An 18412-nucleotide genomic window follows, 5' to 3' on the forward strand; every position below is an offset into this window, starting at 1 on the left:
GGCTTACCTTGCAGCCCGGCCAAACCTGACGGCTGGTTTACCGTATCCCCGCAACCCGCATATTCCCCTGTATCTTATGTTTAAGCTTGTTCGAGTTGCCCGCCCGTTGCTGTTGATGATGGGGCTGTGCGCCCTGCTGACCGCGCCGGCCCGGGCCCAGAAAATGAAAAAGGGGTCGGCCTCGTACCCGGCCGCCGAGGGCTTCGACGCGGCCGGCTCCGATGCCAAAGCCGTGGCCATCGCCGACCGCGCCATGCGGGAGATGGGCGGCTATGAGGCCTGGCAAAATGCCCGCTACTTCGGCTGGAGCTTCTTTGGCGGCCAGTACCAGGTGTGGGACAAGTACACCGGCGATTTCCACTGGGAAAAAGACACGCTGGTGGCCAACTACAACCTGAACACCAAGCGCGGCCAGGTATTCAGTAAGGGCCAGGACGTGTCGGCCACCCCGACCGGCCAGAAGGTGCTCAATAACCTTACGCCCATCTGGATAAACAACATGTACTGGCTGCTCATGCCCTTTAAGCTGAAGGACTCGGGCGTGACGCTGACCTACAAGGGCGAGGGCAAAACCCTGGCCGGCGCGCCAGCCGACCTGCTCCAGATGACCTTCAAAAACGTGGGCGTAACACCTCAGAACCGCTACGAAATTTTGGTGAACCGCGCCACCGGCCTCGTCGATGAATGGGCCTACTTCGCCAAGGCCGACGATGCCCAGCCCGCTTTCCGCCGCCGCTGGGCCGACTACGCCCGCCACGGCCAGCTGCTGCTCGCCGCCGACCGCAGCGACGCCGCCAAGCCCGCCCGCCTCGACAACGTCTTTCAGGCCCAAACTCTGCCCGAGGGCGTGATGATGAGTAAAGTGCCGGTTGCGAAGCCGAAGGAGTAGGAGGGGCCGCAATAAAGCAACACGTCATGCCGAGCGTAGCGCTCGGCATGACGTGTTTTTTTTATAAAAACTATCCCCGCCGCAGCACCCAGCGCCGCGTTTCAATCGGCGCGGTGCGTAGCGCTTCGGCCAGCGCGGCATCGTCTGCGAACTGCAATTGCGTGAGTACACTGGCCTCCACGCTCACCTCTATTTCGGCCGCCTGAAACGGCCAGGGGCTCACCACAACCGGCCCGTCGGCCTCGGGCTGGGCCAGGGTGTACATCGTGCCATCGGGCCCGCGATGGATTTCCACGGCGCGGGCCATTTCCGGGATTTCGTGGCGGCAGAGAATGAGCGAGAGCCTATCGCACCAGTGCAGCAGGGTGTAGGCTTGGTCGGCCTCCTTTTTTGAGAGCTTGAGCTCGCGCCGCCACTGCTGCTGCCGGGTGCGCAGTTCATCCAGAAAGCCGTCAAGTTCCTTTTTCTGGCCCCGCAGCCCCTCGTACAGGCAGCTCAGGTGCAGGCTGGTGAGCAGGCTGCGCCAGCGCCCCTGGAAGCGGGCGGCGGCCAGCACCCCGGTGGCCTGCTCCAGCGAAAACTCTTTTTGCGTGAAGTTGGCCGGGGCCCCGGCGGCCGTGAGGCCGTAGTGGCCGCCGCGCCCGCGCCAGGCGGCCTGCTCGTCGTCGTGCTGCGTGATGGCGGCCAGCAGGCCCACCCAGCGGTCGGGCGGCAGGGTGGGGAGCCAGGCGTAGGCGAGCTGGGTGGCCAGCAGGGCATGGGCCTGCTGGTAGATGATTTCCCAGCCGGCGGCGGTGTAGTTGACTATCATAAGGAGCGGGTGGAGGGCCGGAATGGCTGCCCTTATTCAACTACAAACCCCTTGGCAGGGTTGCCGCCCAACCACCCGCCGCCCCGGCCGTACTTTCGGCCATGCCCCCGCCCGCTTCCGCCAGCCCCACACCGCTCACCGTCCGCCTGCCCGACGGCCGTACCCTGGGCCTTACCCGCTACGGCGACCCGGCGCACCGGCCGGTGGTATTCCACCACGGGTTCGGCTCCTCCGGCCTCGAGCTGCCCGATGATGCGGCGCTGCTGGCCCGGCTGCGGCTCCATATTCTCGCCCCCGACCGGCCCGGCGTAGGCCAGTCAAGCGTTTTCCGCGCGCTCACCTTTCCCTCGTTCGCCGATGACGTGGTGGCCATGCTCGACGCGCTCGAAATACCGGGGCCGGTGGGCGTGCTGGGCTGGTCGGTGGGCGGGGTGCACGCGCTGGCGCTGGCGGCGCGGCACCCGGCGCGGGTAGCGGCGGTGCAGCTGCTCAGCACCTGCCTGCCGCTGGGCGAGCGGGCCGTTTATCGCCACCTGTCGTGGGTGTGGAAGCTGCTGCGGTGGGGCCAGCTGGGCTTTCCGTGGCTGAACCGCACGACTTTTCTCTGGCTCAGCCGGCAGTGGGCCCGCCACCCCGACCGCACCATCGGCTGGTTTATCCGCCTGATGCGCTCGGCCGAGGCCCGCGTCACGGCCCGTTTTAGCGCGCTGCTGCGCGATGCGGCGGTGCCGGGTTTTGCCCACGCCGGCCGGGGCGTGTACGACGATGCGCAGGCGTGGTGCCGTCCGCCCGGCTTCCGCATCGAGGACGTGCGCGCGCCCGTGCGCCTCTGGCACGGCCAGGCCGATGGCGTGTGGGCTCCCGGCAACATCCCGTACCTGGCCCGGCGGCTGGGTGGTGCGCCGGTGCACCTGCTGCCCGCCCAGGGCCACATGCTGTATCTGGAGAACTGGGCGGTCATTCTGGAAGAGCTGGCGGGGCTGCTGGATGGGAAAGAACGCCGTGCGGCGCGCGGAGAGGTATCGCTACCGGAGCAGTAATTGATTCGCTGCGGCGGTAACGATGCTTCCCCGCGCGCCGCATGACGTTCTTTGGCTGCTGCCCCGCAGGCTTTGAGGCCCGCCCTACGGCCTGCCAATGGCATCTTTCCCCGCCCGGCTTCGTTATCCCGCTACCCTAGCTTTACCCGCGTGAATCAATACATCGAGCAAATTCTGCATAATCCGTTGGCCTCGGCGGCCATCGTGGGCAACCTGGTCATCATCGAAAGCCTGCTCTCGGTGGACAACGCCGCCGTGCTCGCCACCATGGTGGGCGACCTGCCCAAGGAGCAACGCCACAAGGCCCTGCGCTATGGCATCATCGGAGCCTACATTTTCCGGGGGCTGTGCATTCTGTTCGCTTCTTTTCTCATCCGGTTCTGGTTTTTGAAGCCGCTGGGCGGGCTCTACCTGCTGTATTTGGTGTACGACCATTTCAAGGCTGGCCCGGCGCACGACGAGGAGAAGATTGAAAAGGAAAAAAGCTGGATTTACCGCAACACGCTGGGCTTGTTCGGCAAATTTTGGGCTACCGTGGCCCTGATTGAGCTCATGGACCTGGCTTTTTCCATCGATAACGTGTTTGCCGTCGTCGCCTTCACCGATAACCTGATTCTGATATGCGTGGGCGTATTCATCGGCATTCTGGCCATGCGGCTGGTGGCGCAGGGCTTCGTGCTGCTGATGGGCAAGTACCCATTTCTGGAAACGGCCGCGTTCGGCGTTATCGGCCTGCTGGGCCTGAAGCTGGTGCTCTCGCTGCTCGTACACTTCCTGCCCGGCCACCCCGTCAGCGAGGCGCTCGAGAGCGAAACGACTGATGTGATGATTACCGTGCTCACGGTGGCCGCGTTTGTCGTGCCGTGGGCTACCTCGGTGCTATTCAACGTGCCCCGCCACACCGGCGGCAACCGTGCCGCCGGAGCCAACCCGGCCGAAACCCCGCAGCAGCGGCAGCACAAAGGCTAGTCGTTGCCGGCCGCCGGCCGAGTGCGGCGACTACCGGAAAACCAGTATTTTTTGCTTTGTACGGTGCATTGGGTAGTTGCTTTGGCCGATGGGAGTTGATTCGGCGCTAGTTTAGGTCAGCTTTTAGCGGGGCCGCTTTCCTGCCCAAAGCCGGCCAATGCTTTCTATCCTCACGCTTTACGCGGCCTTGTGGGCCGGGCCCGCCGCCCCCACCCAAACGGCCCCGCCGGACACCACGCGCCAGTTCAGGGGCTTCGCCGAACTGCCTTTTGCCTGGGGCACCATGCTGCTGCGCAACGGCCAGGTGGTGCGGGCCTACCTGCCCACCGCCACCACCCGCGGCCTCGAAGGCGTGGTGATGTACTACTCGCAGGCCCCCGGCAGCGCCACCGGCAAGGCCGCCCGGCCCAAGTCGGTGGCAGCCCCCAACGTGCAGTGGCTACGGGTGGCCGGCCAGTACTGGGAGGTGCTGCGCAGCGGCAAGCACGACGATGGCAGCCTGGCCCAGCGCCGGGAGGCCGGGGCCGTCGAGCTGTTTTTGGTGCAGGCCTCGGCCACGCTTATTCTCACCGCCCTGGGCCCCAACCCGGTGATGAGCTCGCCCGCCGGGGCCACCCTACCTCAGCTGGGGCCCGCGCCCGCCAGCTGGTATTTGCGGCGGGCGGCGGGGCCGCCAGTGCTGGTAGCGCCAACTAATTTTGCCAATCAGGTTGCTGGTTTCCTGCACGACGACCCCGAACTGGCCCGCCGGGTAGCCACCAGCCAGCTTGGCTACCGCTACGAGGAGCTGGAAAGCATTATTCGGCAATACAACCAGCGTGCCCACCACTAGCTGGCCTACAGCAGCTGGTGCTGCGCCGCCAGCCGGATAAGCGCGGCCGTGTTGTTGACTTCAAACTTGGCCAGCAGGTTGCGGCGGTGGGTTTCAACGGTGAGCACACTCAGAAACAGCCGGTCGGCCATGTCCTGGCTGGTGAGCCCCTGGGCGATGAGGCCCAGGATTTCCTTTTCGCGGCGCGTGAGCGGGGGCACCGCCGCCACGGCCGGCTCGGGCTGCAGCAGCAGCTCCTGCACTTCCTCGCTGAAGTATTTTTTGCCGGCCCGCACGCGGGCAATGGCTTCGGCCAGCTCGTCGGGCGAGGCGTTTTTGAGCACGTAGCCGGCTGCGCCCTGGGCCATCATGCGCGTCACGTAGCTTCGCTCGTTGAGGGTGGTGAGGGCCAGGATTTTCAGGCCGGGGTAGTCGTCGGCCAGCCGGCGGCACACGTCGAGGCCACTCTGGTCGGGCAGGTTGATGTCGAGCAGCACCACATCGGGGCGGTGGGTGGCTACGGCAGCGTAGGCTTCGGTAGCAGTGGCGGCCGTGGCCACTACCTCCAGCCCGGGTAGCGGCGCGAGCAGCGCCCGTAGCCCGGCCAGTACCATGGGGTGGTCATCAACGAGCAGCACGCGGGTCGGATTCATAGCAGAAAAGAAAGGGAAATGGATGGGCGCAAAGATGCGGCGCGGGCAGCGGACAGGAGCCTGGGGTGGGTTACCTGTTAGTTCGAAATTAGGCGTAGCCGGAAGGCTGTCATGCCTCGGCTGCGCTCGGCATGACCGGCTGGTTTGACGACTACCTGCACCACCTCTCATTATCCGCCTTCCACCGGCACGCGCAATTCCAGGCCGATGGATGTGCCCTGGCCGGGGGCCGACTGCACTTCCAGCGTGCCGCCGAGGTAGCGGGCGCGGGCCTGCACGCTGCGCATGCCCACGCCGGTACCAGCCACGGTAGGGTCGAAGCCGCGGCCGTCGTCCTCCACCACCAGGTGCAGCTCGGGGCCGTGGCGCATCAGCTGCACTAGCACCTCCTGCGCTTGGGCGTGCTTCAGCACGTTGTTCAGCAGCTCCTGTACCAGGCGGTAAAGCTCCACTTCCAGGGTTTGGGGCAGGCGGGTTTCCAGGCCGTGGAGGTGCAGTTGCACGCGCAAGTCGCCGGCCTGCTGCGTGGTAGCGCACAAGTCCTGCAGGGCCTGGGCCAGCCCAAAGGCCAGCAGCGCTTCGGGCATGAGGTTGCGGGCAACGCGCCGGAGCTCGCCAATAGAGCTGTCGAGGTGCTCGATGGATTGGGTGACCAGGGTAGTGGCCTCTTCGGGCAAGGCGGCGCGGCTGCGGGCCGCCGCCAGGTAGTGCTTCACCGTGGAAAGCATGCCGCCGAGGCCATCGTGCAGGTCGCGGGCCAGGCGGCGGCGCTCCTCTTCCTGGCCCTGCAACACGGCCTGGGCCGTGAGCAGGGCCTTCTCCTGCTCGCGCTGCCGGGCGGCCTGCCGTTGGCGGTAGCGCAGCAGCGCCGCAGCCAGCCCGCCGGCCGCTATCAGCGTCAGCAGCAGCACCAGGTACACCGCGTTGAGGCGGCGCTGCTGGCGCAGCACCAGCTGCTCGGCGGCCTGGGTCTGGCGCAGGGCGCGCAGCTGCCCAGCCTGTTGCCGGGTGCGGTAGCGGGTTTCGAGCTGGGCCACCTGGGCCCGCACGGCGGTGCCGGCCAGCGAGTCGCGCAACTCGTGGCCGCGGCGGTAGTAGCGCAGGGCCTCGGGCCACTGGCCGGCCTGCTCGGCCAGCCGGGCCAGCCCTTCGAGGTTGTCAATGAGCTGGCGCGAGTCGCCGAGCTGCTCGGTGAGGGCCAGGCTGCGCTCCAGGCTGGCGCGGGCCGCGGGCAGGTCGCCGGCCTGCCGTGCCAGCTGGCCCAGCTCGAACAGGAGCTTGGCTTCGTAGCCGGCCGCCCCTTTCCGTTGGGCATACGCCACGGCCCGCCCGAACGCCTGCCGGGCCGCCGTGGGCTGCCGAATGCTGCGGTAGTACTGGCCCAGCGTGCCGTAATACTCATCGGCGTAGAGCTGGCCGGCTGCCAGCAGCGGGCGCGCGGCGCGGAGCACCCGTTCGGCGCTATCGGGGTGCGCCAGCTGCAGGTGCAGGCGGGCCAGCTGCAGGTACACCGGCAGCAGCTCGGGCACGGGGCCGGTGCGGAGGGCCAGGGCGGCGGCCAGCCGCCAGTAGTGGGCCGCCTGGGCGGGCTGGTTGGCCGTCAGCAGGCAGTTGCCGAGGTTGGCGTACACGGTGAGTAGGGTGCGGCCAGCCTCGGGTAGCGCGGCCAGGTAAGTAGCTGCCTGCAGGTAGCTGCGCACGGCGGCGGCGTACTGGCCCTGGCGGTCGGCCACGGTGCCCCGGTTGTTGGCAATAGCAGCCAGCAGCCGGGCCAGGCGCGGGGCCGGTCGCTGGCGGTAGAGGGGCATGGCAGCGGCCTGAGCCAAGGTGCCGTAGCGCGCGGCCCGGGCATTGTCGTTGCGAATGATGGCCAGTGCGCTCAGCTGCAGCCAGCTGTGGGCCTGGCCGTAGCCGTAGCCGTTGGCCTGGCTCAGGGCCAAGGCTTGGCGGGCGTAGCGGCGGGCCTGGGCGGTGTCGGTAGCAGCCAGCGCGGCCGAAAGGCGCAGGGCGGTTTTGGCGCGGGTGGTGTCGGTAGCAGCGGTTTGCAGGGCGCGCAGCAGGCTGTCGGGTGGGGAGGGTGGCACCTGCGCGGCCAGGGGATTCGCCAGCAACAGCCCGACGAGCGCCAGCCGCCACCGCCGCGCCGGCCCCGGCCGGAGCCCGCGCCCCGCCGGTTGCACAGAAACAGAGGAGCACCATGCTGCCATAGGCTTCAAAATTGGGCAGGAATCGGCGAAAAACCGGGGCGGCGGCCAAAACTACTGGTTTTCCGGTAGCCGGAATTACTGCTTTTCAATGAAGTCCGGTGGGGTGGGCCACTGCCAACTTTGCCTCATCGCAACGGTCCGAAAGTCAGTGCCAATCAGCATCATTTTTTCACCTCCCTTATCCGCCCCGGTTCTCATGAAAACGCTCGCCGCTTCCGTTTTTGCCGCCGCTGCCGTGCTGCTGGCCGCCCGCCCCGCCGCCGCCCAAACCCGTGCCTTCAAAGTGAACCTGCTTAGCCCGTTCGTGAAAACGGGGTCCTTCTTCTACGAGCAGCAGCTCGGGGCCAAAAGCAGCCTGCAGCTAGGCGCGCTGGCAACCTACTGGAGCCCCGACGGCAACACCACGCTCCGCGGCTTCGCCTTCACGCCCGAGTTTCGGCGCTACTTCTCCGGTAGCGAGCAGGCCCTGAACGGCTTCTACGCAGCCCCATTTCTACGCTACCAGAAAATGGCCCTCAGCATGGCCGTCACCGATGAAACCGATATCCCCTACACCGGCACCGTGACCCTGCAAACGCTGGGCGCGGGCCTGGTAGTGGGCCACCAGTGGCGCTACGGCGGCTGCGTCACGCTCGATACCTTCCTCGGGCCCTCCTACAGTCGCAACGTGGCCCACTTCGCCATCGGCGATACCCAGGCCATCGACCAGGCCGACCTGGGCGGGTTCAGCGGCTTCGGCCTGCGCACGGGCATCGCGGTGGGCGTGGCGTTCTAGCCGCTTTCAATTCTAACCTTCCACTTTCCACTTCCCTCCAGCCCTTTTTCTGCCCCGGCCGGGCCGCTGCCCGCAGCGGCCCGTGCCTCGGACGGGCACTTCCATCATCCTCTTTTATTGCTGACCCATGCGTTTCGCCAATTATTTCGCCCAAAAAAGCCTGCTGACCGGTACGGCGCTGGCGCTGGCTCCCGCCGCTTTTGCCCAAACCACCCCGGCCCCGGCCACCGAAGCCGCCCCCAAGTGGGAGCTCTATTTCGAAGCTGGCCCCAAGGCCAGCATTTTCCGCAACGTGCAGCACAGCACCACGGTGCTCGACCCCCGCCTGGGCGGCGCGCTCGACCCCTATTCTCCCGAGTTCACGGTTGATAATACCGTGTCGGCCTTTGCCGATGTAAAAGCCTTCCGGCCGATTACGCGGCACCTGCTGTTCGGGGCTTCCACGGGCCTCGACATGCAGCAGCTCGACTTCAGCACGTCGTGGCGCGCTACGGTGCCGGGCTACCGGTCGTACTCCTCCGGCGAGCGGGTGGTGCGGCTGCTCGCCCGGGTGCGGGTCGATGCCGGCCTGCACGCGGCCATTGGCCTGGGCCGGGCCGGCGAGCTGCGCCCCGGCGTGTCGCTGGGCCAGATGCTGAACGTGTCGAAAAACGGCTTCAGCTACTCCTATGCCTAGGGCGAGCTGGCCTACGCCATAGGCAGGGTGCTGCTGTCGGCCCGCGCCTCCATCATGCCCTACAACACCACCATCCCCGACGTGGAGACTATTGCCCGGCGCAACGACAGCAGCCCTTCCGTCGTGCGCAACGAGTACCGCATCAGCGAGCTGCAGCTTGGTATTGGGGTGCGGCTGTAGCCGGCTTATGCTAATTGTGCACGCATAAAAAAGCCTCCCGGTTGTGCCGGGAGGCTTTTTTATAAGCAAACTGTTCAGCTAGGCCTGCTTCATCTCCTTCAGGTGCAGCAGCATGTCGGCAGTCATCTTGTCCAAATCAAAATCGGGCTGCCAGCCCCAATCCTGCCGGGCCTTGGTGTCGTCGATGCTGGCGGGCCAGGAATTGGCAATCTGCTGGCGGCCGTCGGGCTTATAGGTGACTGCAAAGCCGGGCTCGTGCTGCTGGATGCTGGCCGTGATTTCGGCCGGCGAGAAGCTCATAGCCCCCAGATTATACGAGGTGCGCACCTTGATTTGCTCGGCCGGGGCGTGCATGAGGTCCAGCGTGGCCTTGAGGGCGTCGGGCATGTACATCATGGGCAAATACGTGTCTTCTGCGAGGAAGCACTCGTAGTCTTCGCCGGCCACGGCCCGGTGGTAGATGTCCACGGCGTAGTCGGTGGTGCCGCCGCCGGGCAGGCTCTTGTAGCCGATGAGGCCGGGGTAGCGCAGGCTGCGCACGTCGAGGCCGTGCTTGCGGTGGTACCATTCGCACCATTGCTCGCCGGCCAGCTTGCTGATGCCGTACACCGTGTTGGGGTTCATGATGCTGACCTGCGGCGTGTTATCGCGCGGGGTATCGGGCCCGAACACGGCAATGCTGCTGGGCCAGTACACCTGGGCCACGCCGTGGGCTACGGCCGCTTCGAGCACAATCAGCAGGCCGTCCATGTTCAGCTGCCAGCCGAAAAGTGGGTTTTTCTCGGCGGTGGCCGAAAGCAGCGCGGCGAGGTGGTAAATCTGCTTGGGACGATACTGGCGGATGAGCTTGTCGAGGCGCGAGCGGTCGAGCACGTCGAGTAGCTCGAAGGGGCCGCCGGCCAGCAAATCCGGGTTTTTGGGCGGGCGCACGTCGGCGGCCACTACCAGGTGGGGCTCGTAGCGCTGGCGCAGGGCGGCTACCAGCTCCAGCCCAAGCTGGCCGCAGGCACCAATCACCAGCACCGAGCCGGGTAATACAGAAGTTTCAGGGTCGCCGGAAGTGGGGGCCATGCGAAAATTAGAAATGAGTGAGTGGTGGGACGGGCACAAAGATACCGGGACCTTGGCCGTCGCGGGCACCCTTTGCCTCCCAACGGTGTTGGGGCGCCTTAGTTGCACCATTGGCGGCCCGCCGATGCTCTATTTTACCATGCTCTACTCCCTCATTTACCGCAGCCGGGCTTCGCGCGCGATGCACGAAGTAACCCTGCCGCCCCTGCTGCGCAAAGCTCGCCTGCACAACGAGCGCACCCGCCTCGGGGGCCTGCTGCTGTATGCCAACGGCGAATTTATGCAGGTGCTCGAAGGCCCCGAGCCCGCCCTGAGCCAGCTCTACGCCCGCATTCAGGCCGACCCACGCCACTTCGCCGTGCGCACCCTGGCCTACGGTCCCATCGCCGGGCGGGCCTTCCCCGACTGGCGCATGGCCTACGCCCCGGCCGATGCCCGGGCCCTGGAAAAAATTGTTGGCTTTTCGCCGTTCAAGGATATTCCCGGCCTCGTTGCCCACCCGGCCGAAGATTTGGCCCAGCGGCTGCACGATTTTGTTCAGGGCCGCGCGCACGACGAATAGCATCCGGCGGCCCGGCTCCAGCCCGGCGGTATCTTCGGCGGCATGAAAATACGCGCGCTGCTATTGTGGGTCGGAATCGGGGTGCCAGTGAGTTTTGCGGCCCGCGCCCAGCCGGCCACCCCGCCGCCCTACCGCAACCTGGTGATGGAAGGCGGCGGCATCCGGGGCATTGCTTACGGTGGGGCGCTGCTCGAGCTGGAGCAGCGCGGCGTGCTGGCCGGCCTCACGCGGGTGGGCGGCACCTCGGCCGGGGCCATTCAGGCGGCGCTGCTGGCGGTGGGCTACTCGGCCCAGGAAATAATCGACGTGGTGAACGCCACGCCCGTGCAGCGGCTGAATGACGGCCGATTCATCTTTTTCGGCGGCACCCACCGGCTGGTGAAGGAGTACGGCTGGTACCGGGGCGACGAGTTCAGCACCTACCTCGGCGAGCTGGTGGCCCGCAAAACCCGCAACGCCCACCTGACCTTGGGCGAGCTGCACGCGCTGGCCCTTCAAGAACCCACGCGCTTCCGCGACCTCTACACCACGGGCACCAACCTCACCCGGCAGCGAGTGCAGGTGTTCAGCCACGAAACCAACCCCACCATGCGCGTAGCCGATGCCGTGCGCATCAGCATGAGCATTCCGCTCTATTTCCGGGCTGTGCTGCTCGATGCCGACAACCGGGTGATAACCGGCACGCCCGCCCCCGGCCAGCCCGTGCAGGTGCTCGTCGATGGCGGCCTGCTGGCCAATTACCCCGTCGATTTGTTCGACTACCCGCGTTACCTGCCCGCCGGCGCACCTGCCGCGCCCGATGCCCACGGCCACGTCTTCAACCCCGAAACGCTGGGCCTGCGCCTCGACCGCGCCGAGCAGATTCCGCTCGATGGCGCAACCGCCGGCCGCCAGCAGCTCGCCCCCTACGACATCACCGATTTCAACACCTACATGGGCGCGCTCTACACCGTGGCCCTCGAAAACCTCAACCCCGTGCAGCCCAACGACTGGCAGCGTACCATCAGCATCGATTTTCTAAATTTCAGCCCCAAAATCAAGCGCATTTCGGATGCCCAGAAAAAGCAGCTGATGGACAGCGGCCGGCAGGGCGCGCAGGCATTTCTGGCGCGGCAGCCCGCCCGCAAATAACCCGACCGAGCCGGCATAAAAAAGCCGCTGCCCAACCTTGGTCGAGCAGCGGCTTTTTGAAATATGATGGCCTGCTTAGGCGGTTCGGAACCCGGTGGCCTGGCGCACGCTACGCTCGTTGCCCGTGGCCGGGTCGGCGTAGGAATGGTCGCTTACTTCCACCGATAAGTGCTTGCCTACGAGCTGCTTCGTGTCGAGGTCTTTGCCTGCTTCGGGCTTGATGCCCACGGCCGAATAAAGCTGCAGAATGATGGGGTGGCCAGCTTCGGAATTGTAGAAGCGTTGCGACACAAACCCAGCCTCACTTTCCATGCGGGCCGCGAAGAACGGCACGTTCTGGTGTTCGCTCACACCTTCTTCAATGGCGGTGATTTCGACCGTGTGGCGGCCGTCGGGCAGGAAGCCTTTGTCCTGGCCCTGGTCAACTGAAATTTTCATATCACTAATTTTATTGGGAAAAACAAACTAATCTAATTAGCCTAACGGGGTTGCCGACGGAAGGTTGCGGCAACAAGCCAGCGGGGCGGTTGTTGATGGGCGAAGGGGCCCACCGCGGCACCGGCCGGCGCGACCCGGTATCTTTGGGCTCTCCATTCAATCCACCCCGCACCCTATGTACACTACGCTCCAGCCCGACCTCACCCAGCAGCTTCAGGAAATAAAAGACGCCGGCCTTTTCAAAAAGGAACGCGTCATCACCTCGCCCCAGGGGGCCGAGATTGAAACTGAGGAAGCCGGCGAAGTGCTGAACTTTTGCGCCAACAACTACCTAGGCCTGAGCTCGCACCCCGAGGTCATCAAGGCCGCCAAGGAAGCCATCGATTCGCACGGTTTCGGCATGTCGTCGGTGCGCTTCATCTGCGGCACCCAGGACATTCACAAGGAGCTGGAAGCCAAGCTGGCCGAGTTTCTGGGCACGGAGGACACCATTCTCTACGCGGCCGCTTTCGACGCCAACGGCGGGGTTTTCGAGCCGCTCTTTAATGAGCAGGACGCCATCATTTCCGACTCCCTGAACCACGCCAGCATCATCGATGGCGTGCGCCTGTGCAAGGCCCAGCGCTACCGCTACGCCCACAACGACATGGCCGACCTCGAAAAGCAGCTGCAGGATGCCCAGGCCAAGGGTACGCGCCACCGCATCATCGTCACCGACGGCTCGTTCTCAATGGACGGCACCATCGCGCAGCTCGACAAAATCTGCGACCTCGCCGATAAATACCAGGCCCTGGTGATGGTGGACGAGTGCCACAGCAGTGGCTTTCTGGGCAAAACTGGCCGCGGCACCCACGAAATGCGCGGCGTAATGGGCCGCGTCGACATCATCACCGGCACGCTGGGCAAGGCGCTGGGCGGGGCCATGGGGGGCTTCACCTCGGGCCGCAAGGAAATTATCGACATGCTGCGCCAGCGCAGCCGCCCGTACCTATTCTCGAACACGCTCGCGCCCGCTATCGTGGGGGCCTCGCTGCGCGTGCTGGAGCTCCTGACGGAAAGCACCGAGCTGCGCGACCAGCTCGAGGAAAACACCAAATACTTCCGCGAGCAGATGACCGCCGCCGGCTTCGACATCCCCGCTGGCGAGCACCCCATCGTACCCGTGATGCTGTATGATGCTAAGCTGGCCCAGGAATTCGCCGCCAAAATGCTGGCCGAGGGCATTTACGTGGTGGGTTTCTACTACCCCGTGGTGCCGCAGGGCAAAGCCCGCATCCGGGTGCAGCTGAGCGCGGCCCATACCCGCGCGCACCTGGACAAAGCCATTGCCGCCTTCACCAAAGTAGGCCACGCGCTGGGCGTGCTGAAAGGCTAGCTGCCCCGAAATCCCAACGAAAAAGCCCCTTGCCATTTACTGGCAAGGGGCTTTTTCGTGAACCTGCCCCAAGGGCAGCGGTCGCTTACTTCACCACCGACAGGCGTTGGGTGTGAACCTGGCCCTGGCTTTCGTAGCGGCACAGGTAGAGGCCGGTAGCCAGCTTCGTGCCGTCGAGCGTGAGGGCGTAGTCGTGGCCCGCCTCGGTGGTGCCCGAGAAGAGCGTGCCCACTACGCGGCCCACCGCGTCAAACACCCGAATCTGGGCTGCTGCCGACACCGTGGGGCGGAAGTGCACCGTGGTGCTGGCCCCGAAAGGGTTGGGGTAGGCTTCGAACACCAGCTCGGTAGCCAGCTCGGCCGTAGGAGCAGGAGCAGGAGCAGGAGCCGCCGGGCGGCTGGCCGTGCCGCAGGCACCGAGCTGGTCGTCGGGGTGGCCGCCGAGGTGAGCCGGCACCGCGTTGGGCGAGATGCAGATTTCGTGGCCGTTGTGGCACACCACCACCTTGTTCTTGTCGCAGCGGGCATCAACTACGCGAAGCGTCACCGTTTTGGTGGCGGTGCAGCCGTACTGGCTGGTTGCCGTCACGGTGTAGGTGAAAGTGCCGGCCGTGGTGGCCGTGAATACGGGGTTGGCGACCGTGGTGCTGCTCAGGCCACTGGCGGGGCTCCAGGCGTAGCTCACGCCGCCCTTGGCGGTTAGCGTAGCGCTCTGCGAGCCGTAGCCCAGGTACAGGTTGGTGGCCACGCCGCCCGTGTACACGTTGCTGGTGGGCGTAACCGAAATGGTTGGCGTTGGAATGCTGCCCACCACCGTTACGGTAGCCGGGGCGCTGGCCACATTGCCGTGAATGTCGGTTACCGTCAGTACCACCGCGTTGTTGCCAATGTTGTTGCAGTCAAAAGCCGAACGGTTCAGGCTGTAGCTGGCAATGCCGCAGGCATCGCTGCTGCCGTTGTTCACGTCGGCGGCGGATACCGAGGCGGCCCCGTTCACCAGCGTCACGGTCACCGTGCGTACGGTGACGGCCGGGGCGGTCACGTCCTTCACAGTTACCGTGAAGCTGCCGGTGCTGGTGTTGCCGCTGGCGTCGGTGGCCGTTACGGTCACGGTGCTGGTGCCCACGGGGAAGGTGCTGCCCGAAGCCGGGCTGGCCATTACCGTAGCGCCGGCGCAGTTATCGGTAGCGGTGGGGGTGAAGTTGACTACTGCCCCGCACTGAGTGGCCGGCGCATTGGCCACGAGGTTGGCCGGCACCGTCAGTACAGGCTTCTCGGTGTCGTTCACCGTCACGGTCTGGGTGGCGGTGGCTACGTTGCCGGCGGCATCGGTCGCCGTCCAGGTCACGGTGGTGGTGCCTTTGGCGAAAGTGGCCGGGGCGTCGTTGGTTACCGTGGCGCTGCAGTTGTCAGCGGCGGTGGCATTGCCTAGGGCCACGCCCGTGGCCCTGCACTGGCCGGCATCCGTCGAAGCAACTACGGGAGCCGGGGCCGAAATCGTGGGCAGGATGTTGTCCACGACCGTTACGTTGGCCGAGGCCGTGCTCACGTTGCCGTTGGCATCGGTCACGGTCAGGGTCACGGGGTTGGTACCCTGGTTAGCGCAGGTGAAAGCCGAGGGCGACACCTGCACCGAGGCCACGCCGCACGAAGCCGTCGAGCCGTTGTCGACCTGGGCTGCCGTTACAGTAGCCGCGCCGCTGGCATCCAGCAGCACGGTCACGTTCTGGGCCACGGCCTGCACCGTGCAGTTGTTGATGGTAATGGTGAACACCTGCTCCGGCGTGGTGGCGTAGGCGTGGTGGTTAATGTCTTCGGCCTGCAGGTACACGGTAAGCGTGCCGGCGGCCGAAGCGGGCGGCGTGCCCGAAAGCACGGCCGTGCCGGTGGCGGGGCTGCTGGTCAGCGTCAGCCAGGCGGGCAGCGGGAAGGTCGGCACGAAGTTTACGGCGTCGCCGTAGGTCAGGTCCGGGTCGTTCACGGTCACGTTGTACGTGTAGGGCTGGCCCACATCGGCCCGGGTAACAGGGGCAGAGGTGAACGCGGGCACGGTGTTGATGAGGTAGCTCACCTCGTGGGTGGCCTGCTCGTTGCGGCTTTCGGCAGCGGTGAACATCACGGTGTGCTCGCCCCAGCTGCTGGCGGCCGGTGTCCAGGTAAACGTGCCGCTGGTGGGGTTGGCGGCCATGGTGGGCAGCGGCGACAAGCCGGCACCGGCGGGCAGGGCTACCAGGGCACCACCGGCGATTTTCTCTTGGGCTCCGATGATGCGCACCAGGTCGGTAGGGTCCCCGTTGGAGGCCTGAATGGTCTGCGAGATGAGCTGGCCGGGGGCAAACACCTGCGCAACGCCGGTGGGCGGCGTGGGCGGCACGTCAAAGCGGGGCTTCAGGCTCACGAGGATGGAGACGGACGTGGATGTTTGCGCGCCCACGTTGCTTTCAGCCACAAAATTGACCACGAACGTGCCGAACTGATTGGCTGCCGGCGTCCACGAAAACGAGTGCTGCACGGGGTTGGCATACACGCCAAACGCGGGGCTCACCACTGCGCCCGCAGGAATGCCCACGGCGCTCAGGCGCACGGTGCTGCCCGCGTCGACGCAGGTGGCCTTCACGCTAAAGTTCACGGGCTGGCCCGGCGACACGTTTATCACCTGCTGGTTGGCAGGCGTCACGGCGTAGTCGAACTGGGGTGGGTTTGACTGCTGCACCGTCTGGATGATGAAATCGACCAGCACTTCGGTGCGGCCGTTCGAGATGATGACGCCCGCATTGTAGAGCAACCCCGCCGATTTGCCCACCGTGTTGAACGTGATTTCGCCGGTTTGCGCATTAATGCTCAGGCCACTGGGCTGTACCCCGTACCAGTCGCCGGTGCCGGCGGCCAGCCGGAACGAAAGCGCCCGGCCGTCGGGGTCGGCTGCCGGCACGATGAAACGCGCATTGGCCAGCCCGATGGGCATATTGACTACCGCGGGCACCGTGGATACGGGGGAGCTGTTGCCCGCCCCCACGTTCACGACCGAGCTCACGTACCAGCTGCCATTGGCGTTGTTCTGCAGGTCGCCGATTTTGTTGCCCCCCGAGTAGTAGGCAGTGAAGTTGCCGTTGCCGTTGTACCGATGCTGCACCGTGCCGGTGCCGTAATCGTAGGCATTGTTGATGTTGGTGTAAACAACGTTGGCATCGGCTCCGCTACCGTCGCCAAAGTTGAGGTAGATGGAATTAGCAGCGCTCAGCCGCCAGCCGGCATTCACTTTGAATTCAATGGTGCGGCCGGAAACATCGGATTGCACCACCCGCCACGAAATGTCGCCGTAGCGAAAGTGAGAAGCCCAGGTCGACGACAGCGACCCCAGGCCCAGCAGGCAGGTGAGCAGCAACAGCCGCAGTCCGGCCACGGCCCGACGCGAAGTGGTAGTCTGCAAAGTAGATGAGTAAAAAGGTTTTTGCATGAAAAAGGGTTTGTAAATAGTTAAGAATGAGAAGACGTGTTAAAATCAAAGTATCAATTGAATCTTGAAATTTAACAATCGTGCAAAACTATTTATTTTATTTGGAATAATTAGCAATAGTCAAGTAAAAAACTTTATAATATTAAAAGATTTATAAATTCAGACGTAACTACGTTGAAAAGCCTGCCGACTAGTCCGGTGGCCCTCCGCGCCCAGCCAACGCCCTGCAGCAAACAGTAGCCAGCCGCTGCGGTAGCGCATGGTTGCCAGCGTGCTACGCCTGCTCAATTCTTTTTCGGCGAGGCCCGGCAACCTTTTTTCGGGAGGTGTTTTTCGCCGTAGCCGGTGGCGTTATCTGCCCAAACGAACCAGTTCACTCGTCTTGAAGAACTGCTTCAGGGCGGGTGAACTAGCGGGCTATTTTCCAAGGCAGGTATTGCTTCGTCGACTACGCGTCAGGGCTGCGGGCACTGCCGCAGTGCCGGCCCGCGAAACCTAAGCCGACAGCGCCGGGCTATCGGCGGGTTCGGCTTTGCGCACGCCGGTTTGCAGCCACTCGTTCAGCAGGGCGCGCAGCTCGGCGGTGGGCAGGTTGCGGTGCACCTCACCGTGGCGCACGAGGCTCATGGCCCCGGTTTCCTCGCTCACCACCAGCACCACGGCATCGGTCACTTCGCTCAGGCCGATGGCGGCGCGGTGGCGCAGGCCCAGCGAAGCGGGCACGTCGGGGTTCTCGCTCACCGGCAGAATGCAGCGGGCCGCCTGCAGGCGGCCGTTGGCCACAATCACGGCCCCGTCGTGCAGGGGCGAGGTTTTGTTGAAGATGGCCAGCAGCAGGCGCTTGCTGATTTCGGCATTGAGCCGGTCGCCCGATTCGGCAAAGGGCGTGAGGTCGGAGGCTTGGGTGAAGCAGATGAGCGCGCCGGTGAGCTTGTTCGACAGGCTCTTGGCGGCTTCCACAAACGGACCCACGGCCAGCGGCGTGGCCTCGATAGAGCGGCCCCAGGTCCAGGAGCGCATGCGCTCGATGGCGGTGGCCTTGCCCACGTTCAGCAAAAACCGTCGGATTTCCTGCTGAAACAGAATGATGCTGGCCAACACGCCCACGCTCATAAACTGCCCCAGAATCTTGGTGAGCAACTCCATGCCCGTCGCCTTCACCACCAGATAGAGCAGATAGAACGACACCAAACCCAGCGCCACATTGAGCGCCACCGAGCCGCGCAAAAGTTTATACAGCTGGTACAGCAGCACCGTCACCAGCAACACGTCGGCCGCGTCAATCCAGCCGAAATGCAGGAAATTGATGGGAAAAGGGCCGTTCATGGCGGTGGGAGATGAGGAAAAAATACGGAAAACGCCTGTCA

General features: G+C 65.0%; 17 protein-coding genes. 10 read left to right on the forward strand and 7 right to left on the reverse strand.

Features of this window, described 5'->3' with window-relative positions:
- Nucleotides 1-76: 76 nt before the first annotated feature.
- Nucleotides 77-889, forward strand: a complete 813-nt coding sequence (locus ABIB44_RS07815) for a DUF6503 family protein (protein ID WP_354584078.1) — start codon at nt 77-79, stop codon at nt 887-889.
- Between the two features lie 70 nt (nt 890-959).
- On the opposite strand, the gene ABIB44_RS07820 is transcribed toward ABIB44_RS07815, so the two are convergent.
- Nucleotides 960-1700, reverse strand: a complete 741-nt coding sequence (locus ABIB44_RS07820) for a DUF3891 family protein (RefSeq protein ID WP_354584079.1) — start codon at nt 1698-1700, stop codon at nt 960-962.
- A gap of 101 nt (nt 1701-1801) precedes the next feature.
- Here ABIB44_RS07820 and ABIB44_RS07825 point away from each other — a divergent pair, with 101 nt between their 5' ends.
- The 3 genes from ABIB44_RS07825 (at nt 1802) to ABIB44_RS07835 (ending at nt 4541) form a co-directional block, all read left to right on the forward strand.
- Nucleotides 1802-2740 carry an alpha/beta fold hydrolase gene (locus ABIB44_RS07825; RefSeq protein WP_354584080.1) on the forward strand — a complete coding sequence of 313 codons (939 nt, stop codon included), beginning with the start codon at nt 1802-1804 and terminating at the stop codon, nt 2738-2740.
- Nucleotides 2741-2890: 150 nt separating this feature from the next.
- Nucleotides 2891-3709 (forward strand): TerC family protein, encoded by an 819-nt coding sequence (locus ABIB44_RS07830; protein ID WP_354584081.1) that lies wholly within the window; start codon nt 2891-2893, stop codon nt 3707-3709.
- A 157-nt stretch (nt 3710-3866) separates the two neighbouring features.
- Complete coding sequence (locus tag ABIB44_RS07835; protein WP_354584082.1) at nt 3867-4541, forward strand: hypothetical protein; 675 nt, start codon at nt 3867-3869, stop codon at nt 4539-4541.
- 5 nt (nt 4542-4546) lie between these two features.
- On the opposite strand, the gene ABIB44_RS07840 is transcribed toward ABIB44_RS07835, so the two are convergent.
- Nucleotides 4547-5173 carry a response regulator gene (locus ABIB44_RS07840; RefSeq protein WP_354584083.1) on the reverse strand — a complete coding sequence of 209 codons (627 nt, stop codon included), beginning with the start codon at nt 5171-5173 and terminating at the stop codon, nt 4547-4549.
- A gap of 170 nt (nt 5174-5343) precedes the next feature.
- Nucleotides 5344-7353, reverse strand: a complete 2010-nt coding sequence (locus ABIB44_RS07845) for an ATP-binding protein (protein WP_354584084.1) — start codon at nt 7351-7353, stop codon at nt 5344-5346.
- Nucleotides 7354-7576: 223 nt separating this feature from the next.
- On the opposite strand from ABIB44_RS07845, the gene ABIB44_RS07850 reads away from it, so the two are divergent.
- The 3 genes from ABIB44_RS07850 (at nt 7577) to ABIB44_RS07860 (ending at nt 9011) form a co-directional block, all read left to right on the forward strand.
- Nucleotides 7577-8155: a DUF3575 domain-containing protein gene (locus ABIB44_RS07850; protein WP_354584085.1), complete on the forward strand. Its 579-nt coding sequence runs from the start codon at nt 7577-7579 to the stop codon at nt 8153-8155.
- A 127-nt stretch (nt 8156-8282) separates the two neighbouring features.
- Nucleotides 8283-8831, forward strand: a complete 549-nt coding sequence (locus ABIB44_RS07855; RefSeq protein WP_354584086.1) for a hypothetical protein — start codon at nt 8283-8285, stop codon at nt 8829-8831.
- Nucleotides 8832-8858: 27 nt separating this feature from the next.
- Nucleotides 8859-9011, forward strand: a complete 153-nt coding sequence (locus tag ABIB44_RS07860) for a hypothetical protein (RefSeq protein WP_354584087.1) — start codon at nt 8859-8861, stop codon at nt 9009-9011.
- 78 nt (nt 9012-9089) lie between these two features.
- Here ABIB44_RS07860 and ABIB44_RS07865 read toward each other — a convergent pair whose 3' ends face one another.
- Entirely contained in the window at nt 9090-10082 is a 993-nt protein-coding gene (locus tag ABIB44_RS07865) for an NAD-dependent epimerase/dehydratase family protein (RefSeq protein ID WP_354584088.1), read from the reverse strand.
- A gap of 139 nt (nt 10083-10221) precedes the next feature.
- Between ABIB44_RS07865 and ABIB44_RS07870 the strand changes: the two genes are divergently transcribed.
- Both ABIB44_RS07870 and ABIB44_RS07875 read left to right on the forward strand, forming a co-directional pair.
- Nucleotides 10222-10644 (forward strand): BLUF domain-containing protein, encoded by a 423-nt coding sequence (locus ABIB44_RS07870; protein ID WP_354584089.1) that lies wholly within the window; start codon nt 10222-10224, stop codon nt 10642-10644.
- A gap of 42 nt (nt 10645-10686) precedes the next feature.
- Nucleotides 10687-11775 (forward strand): patatin-like phospholipase family protein, encoded by a 1089-nt coding sequence (locus ABIB44_RS07875; protein ID WP_354584090.1) that lies wholly within the window; start codon nt 10687-10689, stop codon nt 11773-11775.
- A gap of 75 nt (nt 11776-11850) precedes the next feature.
- Here ABIB44_RS07875 and ABIB44_RS07880 read toward each other — a convergent pair whose 3' ends face one another.
- On the reverse strand, nt 11851-12213 hold the full coding sequence (locus ABIB44_RS07880) for a hypothetical protein (protein ID WP_354584091.1): 363 nt from the start codon (nt 12211-12213) through the stop codon (nt 11851-11853).
- A gap of 175 nt (nt 12214-12388) precedes the next feature.
- Between ABIB44_RS07880 and kbl the strand changes: the two genes are divergently transcribed.
- Nucleotides 12389-13588 carry a glycine C-acetyltransferase gene (gene kbl, locus ABIB44_RS07885; protein ID WP_354584092.1) on the forward strand — a complete coding sequence of 400 codons (1200 nt, stop codon included), beginning with the start codon at nt 12389-12391 and terminating at the stop codon, nt 13586-13588.
- 85 nt (nt 13589-13673) lie between these two features.
- Here the strand turns inward: kbl and ABIB44_RS07890 are convergent, their stop codons facing one another.
- The gene (locus ABIB44_RS07890) at nt 13674-17045 is read right to left on the reverse strand and encodes an HYR domain-containing protein (protein WP_354584093.1); all 3372 of its coding nucleotides are present in this window, start codon (nt 17043-17045) and stop codon (nt 13674-13676) included.
- 495 nt (nt 17046-17540) lie between these two features.
- Nucleotides 17541-18371: a diadenylate cyclase CdaA gene (cdaA, locus tag ABIB44_RS07895; RefSeq protein WP_354584094.1), complete on the reverse strand. Its 831-nt coding sequence runs from the start codon at nt 18369-18371 to the stop codon at nt 17541-17543.
- Between the last annotated feature and the right edge of the window lie 41 nt (nt 18372-18412).

This window comes from Hymenobacter sp. UYCo722 (assembly GCF_040547115.1).
Lineage (GTDB): Bacteria > Bacteroidota > Bacteroidia > Cytophagales > Hymenobacteraceae > Hymenobacter.

What these genes read in the sequence shown, in the direction of transcription:
- kbl (WP_354584092.1), top strand. Translation starts at nt 12,389, where the DNA reads ATGTACACTACGCTCCAGCCCGACCTCACCCAGCAGCTTCAGGAAATA.
- ABIB44_RS07835 (WP_354584082.1), top strand. Translation starts at nt 3,867, where the DNA reads ATGCTTTCTATCCTCACGCTTTACGCGGCCTTGTGGGCCGGGCCCGCC.
- ABIB44_RS07850 (WP_354584085.1), top strand. Translation starts at nt 7,577, where the DNA reads ATGAAAACGCTCGCCGCTTCCGTTTTTGCCGCCGCTGCCGTGCTGCTG.
- ABIB44_RS07875 (WP_354584090.1), top strand. Translation starts at nt 10,687, where the DNA reads ATGAAAATACGCGCGCTGCTATTGTGGGTCGGAATCGGGGTGCCAGTG.
- ABIB44_RS07820 (WP_354584079.1), bottom strand. Translation starts at nt 1,700, where the DNA reads ATGATAGTCAACTACACCGCCGCCGGCTGGGAAATCATCTACCAGCAG.
- ABIB44_RS07825 (WP_354584080.1), top strand. Translation starts at nt 1,802, where the DNA reads ATGCCCCCGCCCGCTTCCGCCAGCCCCACACCGCTCACCGTCCGCCTG.
- ABIB44_RS07890 (WP_354584093.1), bottom strand. Translation starts at nt 17,045, where the DNA reads ATGCAAAAACCTTTTTACTCATCTACTTTGCAGACTACCACTTCGCGT.
- cdaA (WP_354584094.1), bottom strand. Translation starts at nt 18,371, where the DNA reads ATGAACGGCCCTTTTCCCATCAATTTCCTGCATTTCGGCTGGATTGAC.
- ABIB44_RS07855 (WP_354584086.1), top strand. Translation starts at nt 8,283, where the DNA reads ATGCGTTTCGCCAATTATTTCGCCCAAAAAAGCCTGCTGACCGGTACG.
- ABIB44_RS07865 (WP_354584088.1), bottom strand. Translation starts at nt 10,082, where the DNA reads ATGGCCCCCACTTCCGGCGACCCTGAAACTTCTGTATTACCCGGCTCG.
- ABIB44_RS07870 (WP_354584089.1), top strand. Translation starts at nt 10,222, where the DNA reads ATGCTCTACTCCCTCATTTACCGCAGCCGGGCTTCGCGCGCGATGCAC.
- ABIB44_RS07815 (WP_354584078.1), top strand. Translation starts at nt 77, where the DNA reads ATGTTTAAGCTTGTTCGAGTTGCCCGCCCGTTGCTGTTGATGATGGGG.
- ABIB44_RS07880 (WP_354584091.1), bottom strand. Translation starts at nt 12,213, where the DNA reads ATGAAAATTTCAGTTGACCAGGGCCAGGACAAAGGCTTCCTGCCCGAC.
- ABIB44_RS07840 (WP_354584083.1), bottom strand. Translation starts at nt 5,173, where the DNA reads ATGAATCCGACCCGCGTGCTGCTCGTTGATGACCACCCCATGGTACTG.